At 46.3% G+C, this 15394-nt stretch carries 18 protein-coding genes; 14 read left to right on the forward strand and 4 right to left on the reverse strand.

All coding sequences use genetic code 11. The features are described 5' to 3' along the window. Positions 1-96 precede the first annotated feature (96 nt). Genes bioB through bioD form a run of 4 tightly spaced genes read left to right on the forward strand, consistent with a single transcriptional unit; the run spans position 97 to position 3761 of the window. Positions 97-1149: a biotin synthase BioB gene (gene bioB, locus FCU94_RS05470; RefSeq protein ID WP_176287514.1), complete on the forward strand. Its 1053-nt coding sequence runs from the start codon at positions 97-99 to the stop codon at positions 1147-1149. Then, a complete protein-coding gene (locus FCU94_RS05475) occupies positions 1121-2281 on the forward strand; it encodes an 8-amino-7-oxononanoate synthase (RefSeq protein ID WP_255199227.1) in 1161 nt (386 codons plus the stop codon). The genes bioB and FCU94_RS05475 overlap by 29 nt, the downstream gene beginning before the upstream one ends. Then, entirely contained in the window at positions 2281-3081 is an 801-nt protein-coding gene (bioC, locus tag FCU94_RS05480) for a malonyl-ACP O-methyltransferase BioC (protein ID WP_176287515.1), read from the forward strand. The genes FCU94_RS05475 and bioC overlap by 1 nt, the downstream gene beginning before the upstream one ends. Beyond that, positions 3078-3761 carry a dethiobiotin synthase gene (bioD, locus tag FCU94_RS05485; protein ID WP_176287516.1) on the forward strand — a complete coding sequence of 228 codons (684 nt, stop codon included), beginning with the start codon at positions 3078-3080 and terminating at the stop codon, positions 3759-3761. Before bioC ends, bioD begins: the two co-directional genes overlap by 4 nt. A 57-nt stretch (positions 3762-3818) precedes the next feature. Here the strand turns inward: bioD and FCU94_RS05490 are convergent, their stop codons facing one another. Then, complete coding sequence (locus tag FCU94_RS05490) at positions 3819-3986, reverse strand: hypothetical protein (RefSeq protein ID WP_176287517.1); 168 nt, start codon at positions 3984-3986, stop codon at positions 3819-3821. A 296-nt stretch (positions 3987-4282) separates the two neighbouring features. Between FCU94_RS05490 and htpX the strand changes: the two genes are divergently transcribed. The 9 genes from htpX (at position 4283) to FCU94_RS05535 (ending at position 11389) form a co-directional block, all read left to right on the forward strand. Next, positions 4283-5146 carry a protease HtpX gene (gene htpX, locus FCU94_RS05495; RefSeq protein ID WP_176287518.1) on the forward strand — a complete coding sequence of 288 codons (864 nt, stop codon included), beginning with the start codon at positions 4283-4285 and terminating at the stop codon, positions 5144-5146. A 188-nt stretch (positions 5147-5334) separates the two neighbouring features. Then, a complete protein-coding gene (locus FCU94_RS05500) occupies positions 5335-5754 on the forward strand; it encodes a nuclear transport factor 2 family protein (protein WP_176287519.1) in 420 nt (139 codons plus the stop codon). Continuing rightward, the gene (locus FCU94_RS05505; RefSeq protein ID WP_176287520.1) at positions 5751-6485 is read left to right on the forward strand and encodes an SDR family oxidoreductase; all 735 of its coding nucleotides are present in this window, start codon (positions 5751-5753) and stop codon (positions 6483-6485) included. The genes FCU94_RS05500 and FCU94_RS05505 overlap by 4 nt, the downstream gene beginning before the upstream one ends. 5 nt (positions 6486-6490) lie before the next feature. Beyond that, the gene (locus FCU94_RS05510; protein WP_176287521.1) at positions 6491-7771 is read left to right on the forward strand and encodes an NAD(P)/FAD-dependent oxidoreductase; all 1281 of its coding nucleotides are present in this window, start codon (positions 6491-6493) and stop codon (positions 7769-7771) included. Further along, positions 7771-8547 (forward strand): DUF1365 domain-containing protein, encoded by a 777-nt coding sequence (locus FCU94_RS05515; protein ID WP_176287522.1) that lies wholly within the window; start codon positions 7771-7773, stop codon positions 8545-8547. The genes FCU94_RS05510 and FCU94_RS05515 overlap by 1 nt, the downstream gene beginning before the upstream one ends. 15 nt (positions 8548-8562) lie before the next feature. Continuing rightward, positions 8563-9804 carry an SAM-dependent methyltransferase gene (locus FCU94_RS05520; protein ID WP_176287523.1) on the forward strand — a complete coding sequence of 414 codons (1242 nt, stop codon included), beginning with the start codon at positions 8563-8565 and terminating at the stop codon, positions 9802-9804. A gap of 10 nt (positions 9805-9814) precedes the next feature. Further along, the gene (locus FCU94_RS05525) at positions 9815-10339 is read left to right on the forward strand and encodes a DUF2878 domain-containing protein (protein ID WP_176287524.1); all 525 of its coding nucleotides are present in this window, start codon (positions 9815-9817) and stop codon (positions 10337-10339) included. After that, positions 10296-10856 carry a chalcone isomerase family protein gene (locus FCU94_RS05530; RefSeq protein WP_176287525.1) on the forward strand — a complete coding sequence of 187 codons (561 nt, stop codon included), beginning with the start codon at positions 10296-10298 and terminating at the stop codon, positions 10854-10856. The genes FCU94_RS05525 and FCU94_RS05530 overlap by 44 nt, the downstream gene beginning before the upstream one ends. After that, positions 10856-11389, forward strand: coding sequence for a DUF3833 domain-containing protein (locus tag FCU94_RS05535; RefSeq protein WP_176287526.1), 534 nt, complete (start codon positions 10856-10858; stop codon positions 11387-11389). Before FCU94_RS05530 ends, FCU94_RS05535 begins: the two co-directional genes overlap by 1 nt. A 90-nt stretch (positions 11390-11479) precedes the next feature. Here FCU94_RS05535 and purB read toward each other — a convergent pair whose 3' ends face one another. The 3 genes from purB to mnmA form a co-directional block, all read right to left on the reverse strand. Continuing rightward, a complete protein-coding gene (purB, locus tag FCU94_RS05540) occupies positions 11480-12850 on the reverse strand; it encodes an adenylosuccinate lyase (RefSeq protein ID WP_176287527.1) in 1371 nt (456 codons plus the stop codon). A 149-nt stretch (positions 12851-12999) separates the two neighbouring features. Then, positions 13000-13617 (reverse strand): high frequency lysogenization protein HflD, encoded by a 618-nt coding sequence (gene hflD / locus FCU94_RS05545; RefSeq protein ID WP_176287528.1) that lies wholly within the window; start codon positions 13615-13617, stop codon positions 13000-13002. Positions 13618-13672: 55 nt separating this feature from the next. After that, complete coding sequence (gene mnmA / locus FCU94_RS05550) at positions 13673-14782, reverse strand: tRNA 2-thiouridine(34) synthase MnmA (protein ID WP_176287529.1); 1110 nt, start codon at positions 14780-14782, stop codon at positions 13673-13675. A gap of 196 nt (positions 14783-14978) precedes the next feature. Here mnmA and FCU94_RS05555 point away from each other — a divergent pair, with 196 nt between their 5' ends. Beyond that, entirely contained in the window at positions 14979-15248 is a 270-nt protein-coding gene (locus FCU94_RS05555; protein ID WP_176287530.1) for a hypothetical protein, read from the forward strand. Positions 15249-15394: the final 146 nt, after the last annotated feature.

Raw genomic sequence — 15394 nt, forward strand, 5'->3', positions numbered from 1 at the left:
CAATCAAATGTAAACCTTGGTCTTTTTGGGTTGTTGACAGTCTATCGTGTGTCGGTAGACTAGCCAAGCAAACTAACAATAATTAAAGGAAAGCAGGTGGAAGTTCGTCATAACTGGACCGTCGAGCAAGTTCGATCGCTAATGGAAAAGCCGTTTATGGATTTGTTGTTTGAAGCTCAACAGATTCATCGACAGTATCAACAACCCAACCACGTCCAAGTCAGTACTTTGCTGTCAATAAAAACCGGCGCTTGTCCCGAAGACTGTAAGTACTGTCCGCAGAGTGCTCGCTACACGACAGATATCGAAAAAGAACGTTTGATGGAAGTAGAGCGAGTGTTAGACGCTGCGCAGAAAGCCAAGAGCGCGGGCTCGACGCGTTTTTGTATGGGGGCTGCTTGGAAAAATCCGAAAGCCCGTGATATGCCGCACCTTACCCAGATGATTAAAGGCGTGAAGGGAATGGGACTCGAAACCTGTATGACCTTGGGTATGCTAACGCCTGATCAAGCGCAGCAATTATCAGATGCCGGGCTGGATTACTACAATCACAATTTGGATACGTCGCCAGAGTTTTACGGCAATATTATTACCACTCGCACCTACCAAGATCGATTGGATACGCTATCCCATGTTCGTGATGCTGGAATGAAAATTTGTTCGGGCGGCATTATTGGCATGGGCGAAAGTGCCAACGACAGAGCGGGATTATTGGTCGAACTTGCTAATCTTCCTACCCATCCGGAAAGCGTGCCAATTAACATGTTGGTAAAAGTAAAGGGCACCCCACTAGAGCAAGTAGACGACGTTGAGCCGTTTGATTTTATTCGCTTAATTGCGATAGCGCGGATCATGATGCCACAATCGGCGGTGCGTTTGTCTGCTGGCCGCGAAAACATGAATGAGCAAATGCAGGCGCTATGCTTTATGGCTGGCGCTAACTCTGTGTTTTACGGTTGCAAATTACTCACCACACCTAACCCGTCAGAAGATAAAGATCTTCAACTGTTTAATAAGCTTGGCATTAATCGTGACGAAGTCTCGCAAAAACCGGATCAGATAGAAGAAAACGAATTACTAGATCGAGTGGTGGAACGCGTTGCGTCGAGACCGAGCAAGGATGACCTGTTCTACGATGCCAGCGTTTAGTCATCGAATCGAGCGAGCTCTCTCCACAAGAAAACAGCAAGGTTTGCAACGTACGTTACAGGTTGTCGAAGGTGGTAATGCTCGTCTGTTGCGCTGCGCAAACCGTCAATATCTCAATTTTTCGAGTAATGACTACCTTGGTTTAGCAACGGACAAGCAACTCACTAAAGCTTGGCAGCAAGGGCTGGATAAGTATGGGAATGGCAGTGGTGCGTCACCACTAGTCACTGGTTTTAGCTCAGCACATTACGGGTTAGAACACACCTTGTGTGAGTGGCTTGGCTTTGATCGCGCGATCTTGTTTGGCTCAGGTTTCTCTGCCAATCAAGCTTTATTATTTACTCTGCTTGAGCAAGAGGATCTTCTGCTCCAAGATAAACTGAACCATGCCTCTTTAATGGAGGCGGGGTTGCTGTCCTCTGCAACCATGAAGCGCTTTCATCATAACGATGTTAGGCATCTTGCGAAGCTGCTCAAACCACGCAGTATGGTAGTGACTGAGGGTGTGTTTAGCATGGATGGGGATGTTTCTCCTTTGGCTGATATCGCATCCTTGGTTCAGCCAGATTCTTGCTTGGTTGTCGATGACGCGCACGGTATCGGTGTTTTAGGCGCAAACGGCTCAGGTAGCTGTACACACGCGGGCATTCTGCCCGACATACTGATTGTAACGTTTGGCAAAGGCTTTGGTTTGTCGGGTGCCGCTATTATGTGCAGCCAACAGATGGGGGATTATCTCACTCAGTTTGCCCGCCATCATGTTTATTCAACTGCACTGCCTCCGGCGCAAGCTTTTGCCTTGCAAACAGCAGCTGAAATGATTCAGCAGCAAGATTGGCGTCGTGAAAAGCTCGCTGAACTGTCTAATTACTATGACCACCTTTTACGTGATTGTATGGGATATCGTCATACCAGTACTGCTATCAAGCCTTTTGTGCTTGGAGAAAGCCGTGTGGCTGACAGATACTCGCATCAATTAAAGCAGCAAGGTATCTGGGCTAGTGCGATTAGACCACCGACTGTGGCACCGGGAAGTGCTCGCCTTAGACTAACCTTGACGGCGTCGCATACTAAGCAAGATATCGAATTGTTAGCAAGTCAGCTTAAACGTTTGAGTCAGGAGTTCCAGTGATGCAAGATGCGTTAACACTGCCTACACCTAACAGTGACAAACAACCTATTGCTGACGCGTTTGGACGCGCCGCGCGAACTTATGACAATCATGCGGCGTTTCAGCGTGAAGTTGGCGAGCGTCTTTTGAGCAAAATGCCACAAGACCTAAGCGGGAAAGTGGTTCTCGACTTAGGTTGTGGTACCGGTTACTTCTCCGAAGCTCTATTGCTTAGAGGGGCCGAGGTCATCAGCTTCGACTTGTCATCCGAGATGTTGTCGGTGGCTAAAGAGCGCTGCGGTGACAACGCTGTGTGTTATGTTCAGGGCGATGCCGAGGCATTGCCTTTGCGTAATGACAGCGTCGATTATGTGTTCTCGAGTCTCGCTTTGCAGTGGTGTGCGGATTTTTCCAACCCGCTCAAAGAAGTTCGAAGAGTTGTCAAAGAGGGCGGAGAAGCCTATGTGTCTACGCTATTAGATGGGTCGCTATATGAGCTCAAACAGGCATGGAGAAAAATTGATGCATATCAACACGTCAACCAGTTTACTTCACTCAATCAGATAAAAATTGCGTTAGCGCAATCTGAGTGTGATACCCATCAACTAGACTTACCGGCTATTACGGTTTGGTATGCGTCAGCATTTGCTCTGATGCGTGACTTAAAAGGTATTGGTGCCACCCATGTCAATGGGCGCTCGCAAGGCCTAACCAGTCGTCGTGTTTTGCTTGGTGTTGAACGAGAATATCAGACCTATCGTAACCATCAAGGTCTTCTACCTGCAACATATCAGGTTTGTTTAGGGGTTATTCATCTATGATTGATGCATTTTTTATTGCGGGTACGGATACCGATGTTGGAAAAACAGTTGCGTCGAAAGCGATTCTCAATGCGCTCGCACAACAAGGCTTGCGCACCATTGGTTATAAGCCGGTGGCCGCAGGTAGTGATAAAACGGAGTTAGGCTTTCGCAACTCGGATGCGCTTTATTTGCAAAAAGCGGCGACGGTTGACGTTGACTACGACAGCGTTAATCCTTACGCGTTAGAGTTGCCCGCCTCACCTCACATTGCCGCTAAACATGAAAGCGTAACTATTGATTACGCTTTGCTAAGCGACAAACTCGACCAGCACAAACGAAGCTCGGATATCGTTTTGGTTGAAGGGGCTGGGGGGTGGCGAGTCCCTGTGTCAGATACAGACTGCCTATCAAGCTGGGTGCAGCAAGAAAAGTTGCCCGTAGTACTGGTGGTCGGTATTAAATTGGGCTGCTTGAGTCATGCGCTCCTGACCTTGGACGCTATTAAAGCGGATGGTCTGGAAGTGATAGGTTGGGTTGCTAATCGAATCAACCCAGGAACCGAGCATTATGCGGACATCATTGCCATGTTAGAGCAAAAGATTGATGCGCCAAAAATTGGCGAAATTCCTTATGTACCGAGCGTGAAGCGAAAAGATTTGGCCAAGTACATTAATGTCGAACCGCTTCTTAGCGAGTAAAGTTAAAAACAGACAAGAAGGGCTGCCGTATGGCAGCCCTTCTTTATACATTTGTTGTTATCTGTCTTGATTTAGCCCCATCAGCGCGTGCTGGGTTTCAAGTATACGTTGTTGAGTTTTATCTTCGGCAGAAATACCAAGCTGCTGCTTCGCTTCGTCCTCAGAAATACCTAGATGACAACACAACAGATCAATAGCCATTTGATAGTCGTTAGTTTCAACCATGATTTTGTTCCTTATTCCTTGGAATTTTCAATCTAAGCTAAATTTAGCAGCTTTGACTCGACCCACAATACGACCAAAGTCTAACCCGCCTCGATATCGTGTCCACTTTGAGCACAAACTATCGAAAACCAGTGGACGCAAGAGTTTGCATGTTATTGAACAAACTGGAAAACAAATGTTTCAATTTACTTCTTAACCTTGTAAATAAACAGAATAGACTATATCTATACACTAACAAAAAAATCTAGGCGCTTTTGCCTAGAGAGTAAGATGCTTGCGTATCTGGAGAAAAGTAAATGAAGCGAGTCATGTTATTTTTGGCAACTAACCTTGCGGTTGTGCTGGTGCTTAGCGTTGTCCTAAATATTGTTTATTCTGTAACTGGGATGCAGCCTGGGAGTTTGTCTGGGCTACTTGTAATGGCTGCTTTATTTGGTTTTGGCGGCTCTTTTATCTCTTTGATGATGTCAAAGGGCATGGCACTACGTTCCGTCGGGGGCATGGTGATTGAAACACCACGCAACGAAACGGAACATTGGTTGCTTGAAACGGTGCGTCGTCAATCTGAACAAGTCGGTATTGGTATGCCAACAGTGGCCATTTATGACTCGGCAGATATCAACGCGTTTGCCACAGGGGCCAAGCGTGATGATTCATTGGTGGCAGTTTCGACTGGGTTGCTGCATAACATGACTCGTGACGAAGCAGAGGCGGTTCTTGCCCATGAGGTAAGTCACATTGCCAATGGTGACATGGTCACTATGACCTTGATGCAAGGTGTGGTGAACACTTTTGTTATCTTCTTATCACGCTTTATCGCCAACATTGTGGCATCAAATGATAATGAAGAGGAAGGTGGCAGCAGCATGATGGTTTACTTCGGTGTCAGCATGGTACTGGAGTTAGTGTTTGGGTTTTTAGCCAGCTTTATTACGATGTGGTACAGCCGTCATCGCGAGTTTCATGCCGATGCCGGTGCGGCACATTTAGTGGGCAAACATAAAATGATCGCGGCGTTAGAGCGCTTGAAAATGAGCCATGAATCGCAGCTTGAAGGTTCGATGATGGCGTTTGGTATTAACGGCAAGCGTTCGATGACCGAACTATTAATGAGTCACCCGCCACTCGATAAACGCATTAGTGCACTGCGCAACTCTTAATGTTGTCATCTAATATATTGAAAAGGCTTGGTTTATAACCAAGCCTTTTTTGATCTGTTTGTGAACCACCGACGTACAAGAGACAACAAAAAGTTATACAAATTATTTTTTGTACAACTTTTCAAAATCATCTATGGTTTAATAGTTGTACAAAAATAAACGTTGTACATGATTTTAGGAGGGTGTAAATGGATGTTCAGTCAGTGAGTCAAGTCTATCAACAGCTTAACAAATCCAATCTACATCTGTTGTCAGACGTCTATCATCAGCAAGTCGTGTTTGAGGATGCAGCACATCGCCTTGAGGGCTGGCAACAGCTTGAGCGCTATTTTGAGACTCTGTACGCTAACGTTAAGCGTTGTGACTTCAATATTATCGAACATCAACAGGCGGGGGATAGTGGTTTTATCACTTGGCAGATGGCACTCGAACATCCCAAGCTTTCCAAAGGGGCTGTCGTTCAGGTGAATGGGGTTAGCCATATCAAGTTTCATGAGGGCAAAGTGATTTACCATCGTGACTATTTCGATCTCGGTGAGATGCTTTACGAAAATTTGCCGGTGTTAGGATCCATCATCAAAACCATTAAACAGAGGTTGGGGCAATGAAGCGTGTTCTGATCACTGGAGCGACATCGGGCATTGGCAAGCAGTTGGCTGTTGATTACGCCAAACAAGGAGTAGAGGTGTTCGCTTGTGGGCGTAACCAACAGGTGTTGGACGAAATGAGTGACGCTTTTCCAGCCATAACTGGTCTCGCCTTTGATTTAACTGATTTGGAGCAAACCAAGCAAGCTTTAGCCTCTCTAAAACAGGTACCGCACCTTTGGGTGTTTAACGCTGGGGACTGTGAGTACATAAATGACGGTGTGATTGACGCCGGGCTTTTTCGTCGCGTTTTTGAGGTCAACGTACTGGGTTTGACCAATGCACTGGAAGCTTGTCAGGGCTATTTCCAGGTCGGGCATCGAGTGGCTATCGTAGGCTCGATTGCCAGTGAAGTCGCGCTTCCAAGAGCCGAAGCATATGGCGCTTCTAAAGCGGCCGTGAGCTATTTAGCGCGCACCTTACAGCTCGACCTTAAACCGAAAGGGGTAGATGTATCGATTATCTATCCTGGTTTCGTCAAAACGCCTCTAACTGACAAAAATACCTTTGAAATGCCGATGCTGATCTCGACTGAACGTGCTTCTGATGAGATTCGACAAGGACTGGATAAAGGGCAAGCCCATATTTATTTTCCGAAACGCTTTACCTCGATTTTACGCTTGATTGGCGCGTTGCCTTATCGTTGGCAAAACGCATTGACGGCGAAATTACTCGCTCAAGGACAGGACTGATATTCATGAAAATTGCAATCATAGGAACCGGCATATCAGGTTTGACATGTGGGTATTACCTCCATACGCGACACGATGTGACATTGTTCGAAGCAAACGACTACATTGGTGGACACACCGCAACTGTCGACGTTGAACTGGATGGAAAAACTTACGCCGTGGATACGGGCTTTATTGTTTACAACGACAGAACTTACCCTAATTTTATTGCGCTGATGAACGACATTGGCGTCAAAGGTAAACCCAGTCAGATGAGCTTTAGTGTGCGCAATGACGATAACGGACTGGAGTATAACGGCCATACTATCAGTACGTTATTTGCTCAAAAGCGAAATTGGTTAAACCCGAAGTTTTACTCTTTCATCTTCGAGATTTTGCGCTTCAACCGCATGGTAAAAGAGGTGGCTAACAATGTTGAGTCAAGCGAGCAGACGTTGGGGGAGTTTCTTACCCAGCATGCCTTTAGTGACTTCTTCAGCGACAATTATATTCTGCCGATGGGGGCCGCGATCTGGTCCTCGACCTTAGCCGACATGCGCGCGTTTCCTTTGTCTTTCTTTGCTCGATTTTTCTTAAATCATGGGTTGCTTGACGTCACTAACCGACCGCAGTGGTACGTCATTCAAGGCGGTTCGCGTGAGTACATCAAACCACTGATCAAAGGCTTTGCGGAGCGAGTTCGTCTTAATAGCCCTGTCGAGAGTGTAGTGCGTGACCAAGCTGGTGTGACCTTGCAGGTCAATGGTCAAACAGAACGTTTTGATCAGGTTATATTTGCTTGTCATAGTGACCAAGCGAGAACGCTGCTCACTGATGCGGGGCAAAGTGAGCAGCAGATTTTGGGTGATTTGACCTACCAAGCCAACGACGTGATTTTACATACTGATGAAAGCTTGCTGCCAAAACGTAAAGCGGCTTGGGCTTCTTGGAACTATTGGATTGAAGGAAGTGAGGATCAGCAACTTCGCGCACCAACCTTGACCTACAACATGAACATCTTGCAGCACATCGATGCGCCACAAACGTTCTGCGTCTCCCTTAATAGCCATCAACATATTGATGCAGACAAAATATTGCGTCGTTTCGTTTATCACCACCCAGTATTCAACCAACAATCCATTGCAGCCCAACAGCGACGAAGCGAAATCAACGGAATGTCTCGAACCTGGTTCTGTGGTGCCTATTGGTACAACGGGTTTCACGAAGATGGCGTACGTAGCGCACTGGATGTGGTGCGAGGTATCGAGAAGCTAGAAAATGAATTGACGACACGAGGAGCGGCCTAATGGTGGAAGCTAGGCGTAGTCGTTTGTTGGTAGGGAGTGTCCGACATCGACGTTTCACTCCAGTCGTCCATGCGTTGGACTACGGCCTATTTATGCCCATGATCGATCTCGATGAGCTGGAATCTCTTCAGCAACAAGTGTGGGGATTTGGTCATCGGTGGTGGCACTGGGCGCGCTTTAAGCGAGAAGACTATCTTGGTCAAGGTAATTTAAAGAGCGCAATATTGAATAAAGCCCATGAGCTGGGTGCAGAGCGGCTAGAGGGCCGCGTCGAAGCCGTACTTCATTTACGTTACTTTGGTCTCTATTTCAGTCCGGTCAACTTTTACTATCTTTATGACCAGCACGATGAGTGGCGTTATTTACTGGCAGAGGTGAGCAACACACCTTGGAATGAGCGTCATTACTATCTACTTGATGCACACGATGAAACAACTTGGCGTCATCAAAAAGCCTTCCATGTTTCGCCTTTTAATCCGATTGAGCAAGAGTATGTTTGGAAGTTAAAGCCACTGAAAGACAAGCTATCTATCCATCTCGAATGCCACCGTGAGAAAAAAGAGTTTGATGCTACGCTTAAAATGACCAAACAACCGTTTAACTCTAAAGTATTACTCAAGCATTTGATCGCAACCCCCATCATGGCAGTAAAAGTAGTCACGGGTATTTACTGGCATGCATTGAAGCTTTGGCTCAAGAAAGCACCTTTTTACTCTCATCCAAAATATCAACAAGGTGCAGGTAAAGGCAAAACCAAGCACGAAGCAGAACAATAACAAGGAGCTTAGGAGATGATTAATTCGCAAACCCTACCATTTCCCACCCAACTGACTTCATTGCAAAAGTCGGCAAGAAATATTGCATTTACATGCCTTTACAAGCTACAAATCGGCTCGTTGACCGTGATTGAAAACTTTTCACAAGATGCGGGCAGGCAAGAACATTTCGGTAAGCCGCAAGAAGGTCAGCCCCATGCCATCATTGAGGTCAACAATCCTGCTTTCTATGCTCGCCTATTAAAAGGGGGAAGTATTGCTGCTGGTGAGGCTTATATGGATGGCTGGTGGGACAGCCCAGACTTGACCAAGGTGATGGAGCTGATGGCGCTCAACCTGAACGCGCTTGACTCTATCGAGAGCCGCTCAACTTTTTTGTCCAAGCTAACCTATCAAATATCGCATTGGCTTAACCGAAATACACTTAGCAACTCAGCAAAAAATATTGAAGCGCATTACGACTTAAGTAATGATCTTTACCAGACCTTCCTCGATAAGAAGATGCTCTATTCATCGGCACTGTTTTCGTCAGAGCAAGACACATTAGAGCAGGCGCAAGTAAATAAGATGGAGCGTCTTTGCCAGCAGCTTAAGCTCACTGAGCAAGACCACGTGATTGAGATCGGGACTGGATGGGGGGCAATGGCGATATACATGGCAGAGCAGTACGGATGCCGAGTGACCACCACGACAATCTCAGAGCAGCAGTATCAATATGCTAAGGCAGAAATTGAGCGAAAGGGGTTGGAGCAGAAAATTACTCTGCTCAAGCAAGACTATCGCCTGTTAGAAGGGCAGTTTGATAAGTTGGTATCGATAGAGATGATTGAGGCGGTCGGAAAACAATACCTCACGTCTTACATCCAAAAGTGCCAGTCTCTGTTAAAGCGTGGTGGACTGATGGCCATTCAGGCGATCACCATTGCTGATCAGCGTTACGACTATTACAGTAACAATGTCGATTTCATCCAGAAGTACATTTTCCCAGGCGGCTTTTTACCGTCCATCACTGCGCTGACCCAAGCGACGACCAAACACAGCGATTTGGTATTGCGAGACCTGTTCGATATTGGCCAAGACTATGCGCGAACGCTCAGAGAGTGGTATCTACGCTTTAATCAGCAGCATCAGCGAGTTGAGCAACTGGGCTTCGACCAGCGCTTCGTTAGAATGTGGAACTACTATTTCTGTTATTGTGAGGGTGGCTTTAAAGCGCGCTCGATCAGTACCGTTCATATGACATTTGAAAGACCGTAGGGCCGATTCCGTGTCAGTTAAGCAGCTCATTTTTGTTTCGACCTGGTTTCAGATCTTGTGGTTTGTTGCCGTTCTTGGGCGCGAAAGCTGGCAGTGGTTGGCACTGCTTTTAGTCACAACGACATGGGTAGCGAGTTATGTGGCTGCGCGCTTTAACCTTTATCGTAGCGGCCTAATATTGGTTATTGGCGTAGTGGTTGATTATCTCAATATGTCGCTCGGTCTGTTCAGCTTTTCAAGTTCATTTATACCTTTGTGGCTAATCGCGCTGTGGGGGATTTTTGCCTGGTATGCGTTTTATTTATACCCCATAGTGAGCCGATTTCCATTGTGGAGCGTATCAATGGTTGGCGGTGTAGCAGGCGCATTGAGCTATCTAGCCGGAGCTAAGTTGGGCGCGGTTTCATTTGGGCTTTCAACACTGCCTATGCTGGCGACTCTATTTGTACAGTGGGTTGCTGTGATTTATTTGATAGTCAAGGTGTTGGGTTATGAAAGTCGTTTTCGTGATGGCGGTGTTTCTGGCATCAATTAATAGTGCACTAGCGGCAAACGTTGATGACAACCGAGCTGATTGGCGGCAGTGGCCCCAAGTTGGTGAGGCGCAGCTTTCGATGTTGTTTTTTGATATTTACTACTCACAACTACTGACACCGACTGGACAATACCAGCAATTGGACGACGTGACGCCACATCCACTCGCACTGTCGATCACCTATCAGAGAGACATAAGTCAACAGCAACTGCTTGATGCAACCGTCGAACAATGGCAGAAACTGGGCTATGACCCACAGCAAATTGTTCCCTGGGTTAATCAGCTTGCGTCTGTTTTTCCCGACATCGAGCAAGGCACCAATCTGACTTATGTCACCGATGGAAAAACCGGGCGATTTTACTACGCTAAAGCACTCGGAGATGCTCAATCTGGTTCTCGTCCTCAAGTGATTGGGCAGATTGACGATGAGTTGTTTAACGATGCGTTCGTATCGATTTGGCTTGCGCCAAATACCGAGTACCCGAAATTGCGCGCTCAATTAATAGGAAGTCGTTAATGAACCGTTGGATCACAAAATGCTTTGTTTTCATAAGTTTGCTATTTGGCTTGTCTGCCTGCTCAAGTGATATCGATGATTATCAAGCTGCTGAGCCTCGCTTTAACCTGTTCGAATATTTCCAAGGCGAGTCGACAGCATGGGGGATGGTGCAAGATTATACCGACCTACAGACCCGCCGTTTCGAGGTCAAAATCGTGGGGAGTGTGGAAGGGAACACCTTAACCCTGGTCGAAGACTTTGTGTTTGACGACGGTGAGCAAACTCGACGCATATGGACGATAGAACGTTTAGGCGCAGGAGAGTACCTAGGCAAAGCTGACGATATCATTGGTGTTGCGACAGGACGCGAGGTTGGAAATGCACTGCAATGGCAATACGATTTTGAGCTACAAATGGAAGACTCATCTATTGTGGTTTCATTTGATGATTGGCTCTATCGTCAAGACGATAGGCACGTCTTCAACCTGACCAAGATTAAGAAATTTGGAATAGAAGTTGGGCAGATCACCCTGTTTTTCCAAAAGCAGTAAACCAACTAGCAGGGCTAGAGCGAATGTTTTGCCACAATAAAAAAGAGAGGGTTAACTCACGTTAACCCTCTCTTTCTCTATCAATGACAACTATAGCTTATCTGTCAGCTCGATTGCTTGACCAATGTAGTTAGCTGGCGTCATCTCTTTCAGGCGTGCTTTCTCGTGCTCAGGAAGCTCAAGACCGTCGATGAAGTTACGCATGGCTTCGCCGTCTACACGTTTACCACGAGTTAGCTCTTTTAATTTCTCGTATGGCTTTTCGATGCCGTAACGACGCATTACCGTTTGTACTGGCTCTGCGAGAACTTCCCAATTCTTATCTAGTTCAGCAAGAAGCGCTTCACGGTTAACTTCTAGCTTGCTGATGCCTTTAAGCGTAGAAGTGTAGGCGATAATCGCGTAGCCAACACCAACACCAAGGTTACGTAGAACGGTTGAGTCAGTTAGGTCACGCTGCCAACGAGAGATCGGCAGTTTCTGTGCGAGGTGACCGAATACCGCGTTCGCAAGACCTAGGTTACCTTCTGAGTTTTCAAAGTCGATTGGGTTAACTTTGTGAGGCATGGTTGAAGAACCGATCTCACCAGCAATGGTTTTTTGCTTGAAGTGGCCTAGTGCAATGTAACCCCAAACGTCACGGTCGAAGTCAATCAGGATAGTGTTGAAACGAGCGATAGCATCGAACAGTTCAGCAATGTAATCGTGTGGTTCGATTTGCGTTGTGTAAGGGTTCCAAGTTACGCCTAGAGACTGCGTAATGAACTCTTCAGAGAACTTGTGCCAATCTAGCTCTGGATAAGCAGAAAGGTGTGCGTTGTAGTTGCCTACTGCACCGTTGATTTTCGCTAGGATTTCAACATTTTCGATTTGCTTGAACTGACGCTCCATACGGTACGCGACGTTTGCCATTTCTTTACCCATGGTCGATGGAGAAGCTGGCTGACCGTGTGTACGAGAAAGCAAAGGAATGTCGCGGTATTCCACGGCTAGCGCTTTAATCGCGTCAATGAGGTTACGGATTTCTGGTAAAATCACGTTGTCACGTGCGTCTTTCAGCATTAACGCGTGAGACGTATTGTTGATGTCTTCAGAAGTACATGCAAAATGGAAGAACTCGTTAACAGCATGCAACTCAGGAACGTCTGCTACTTTTTCCTTTAGGAAGTACTCAACCGCTTTAACATCGTGATTGGTTGTGCGCTCGATCTCTTTAATACGTTGCGCATCTTCCTCAGAGAAGCTTGCAGCAAGGTCGTCTAGGAATTGGTTTGCTTCAGTGCTGAATGCTGGCACTTCTGCAATTTCAGCAGTAGCAGCAAGCTTTTGAAGCCAGCGGATTTCCACGATAGTACGGTACTTAAGTAGACCGTACTCACTGAAAATTTCGCGTAACGCAATCGTCTTGCTTCCGTAACGGCCGTCTACTGGTGAAACAGCAGTCAATGCTGACAGTTCCATGGTGTTCTCCTGAATTGGGTTTCTAAATTTCGAGAGCTTTATACCAATAACCGTCGCAATTGTCACGAATAATGCGCAAACGTTTGCGCTGGTTTGGTATTGAGCAAAAAAATCAGCTCGCAAAGAGAGCGAGCTGATACTTGGATAGGTTACATACGTGCAAGCAGGATCTGTGCTTGCTCAACCATCTTCTTACGGCCAAATATAAGATGACGACGCTTGCCGCCGACTTGACGCCAAAGCACCGCGCTTCGGATACCAGATAATAACAATGCGCGAACTTTGTGTTGGTTAGAAGTCTGTTGTAAGACAGATGGCGTGCCAGTGACTTGAATTCTCGGTCCAACTGGGCTGATAACATCCAGATAGACACTGGCTAAATTACTGATCATCTGGTCGTCCAGTAGGTCAAAATGGTCTAACTGACGTTCGAGCATTTGAATTCGGTCACCTAATTGTGACATAGCATCGTTTCTACTTTGGAGTTTACGTTCGAGAGCCATCAGACTAATGATATAGCGAGTAATCTCACTTCCGTTAGGCGTGCTATCGATGCCTTTCACTAAACATTCTAAGCCAAGCTTTAAATCCGACTCTCGGCCGTAAACACCTACCGTATTGGTCGGGCTCGTGTTCAAGATAGCTTTTAATGAAGTTTCAAATGCGTCCGAATCACAGTGACCGTTTTTTGCCACTTGTTGAACCAAAGCAACAGCTTGGCAGATTCCAGCAAAAGCGATTGTACGGTCATAAAGAGTGTTAGCCACCTAGTTTTACTCCTGATAGTTACTGATACCAACTAGGAAATTATCCCAATTGGTATTAAATGCGCTCTTCGATGATGCCACCGCCAAGACAAACTTCGCCTTGATAGAAAACGGCCGATTGGCCCGGTGTGACCGCAACTTGCGGCTCGTCAAAGATAACTTTAATGCTTTCATCATCAATTGGGATGATAGTACATGGGATATCTGTTTGACGGTAGCGAGTTTTTACACTGCATTGTAACGGTTGTTTAATCGCTTGACGATCAACCCAGTGCAGTTGTGACGCGATCAGACCTTGAGATTTAAGCAGAGGATGGTCCGCACCTTGAACAGCGATGAGTACGTTTCGCTTCAGGTCTTTGTCTGCAACATACCATGGCTCTTCGTTGCCACCGCCTCCTTTTTGACCACCGATATGAAGGCCTTTACGTTGACCTAATGTATGGTACATCAAACCTTGGTGTTCGCCGATTACCTTGCCTTCCGGCGTTTCAATCTTACCTGGCTGAGCGGGAAGGTAGCGTGATAAGAAATCGGTGAATTTACGCTCGCCAATGAAGCAGATACCGGTTGAATCTTTCTTTTTCGCGGTAATGAGTCCTTGTTCTTCGGCAATACGACGAACTTCAGGCTTTTCGAGTTCACCAACAGGGAACAGGCTGCGCGCAATCTGCTCGCTACTTAATGTATACAGGAAGTAGCTCTGGTCTTTGTTGCCGTCGATACCGCGTAACATTTGTGGTTTTTCACCCTCTTGCGGGAAAGAGCGACGAACATAGTGACCCATCGCGATGTAATCGGCATCGAGAACATCGTCTGCGAAATCAAGGAAAGCTTTAAACTTGATCTCCTTGTTACATAGGATGTCAGGGTTAGGTGTCCGGCCTGCTTTGTACTCGGCAAGGAAGTATTCGAATACATTATCCCAGTACTCAGCGGCAAAATTAATGGTGTGCAGATGAATGCCTAACTTGTCACATACTGCCTGCGCGTCGGCGAGATCCTCTGCGGCAGTACAATATTCCTCATTGTCATCTTCTTCCCAGTTTTTCATGAACAAACCTTCGACTTGATAGCCTTGCTGCTTGAGCAAATAAGCCGAAACGGATGAATCCACACCACCGGACATGCCTACGATGACTTTCTTTTGACTGTTGTCAGACATTACTAAACACCACTTAAATTAACTGGACGCAAATTCTATCAGAAAGCACAGCGAGGGGACAGATCCGAGAGCAGTCTCACACTTTCCCAATTGGTGCGTTCTTGACCAATTACGCTGAGAAATTCACGCTTTCTAGAGTATAGAGAGGGTATATGTGGCATAGTGAGTCAAATTCAAGTTAGGCAGTGAAATAATTATGAGCGAAGAGAATCAGGTTTTTGAAGAAGCGCACTTAATTGAAGTGATTGAGAACCAGTTGGCCGACAGTAACCCGGTTAAGGTAAAAGAGACATTAATGCGCTTAATGATGACAGGTACGGCGCGAGATGAAGCGGTGGCAATGATGGCGTGCGCAGTCTCGATCGAGATCTTTGATGTGATGAAGAACGAAGGTGAGTTTGACCTAAAACGTTACAGTGAAAACTTAGATAGACTGCCTGATCTCAGCTTTATGGAAGGAGAATAAACTGAGTTAACTTTTGCCCCGTCATTGCGCGTCAATATAAATGTACTGAGGGTGAACAATTAAATAGCACGGCAAACGTTTGCTATAATTCCTGATATTGCCGCATTTTATGTAGCGATGTAGAATCCGGCATCCTTTCATCCCTT

The sequence above is a fragment of the Vibrio sp. JPW-9-11-11 genome (assembly GCF_013369335.1).
Lineage (GTDB): Bacteria > Pseudomonadota > Gammaproteobacteria > Enterobacterales > Vibrionaceae > Vibrio.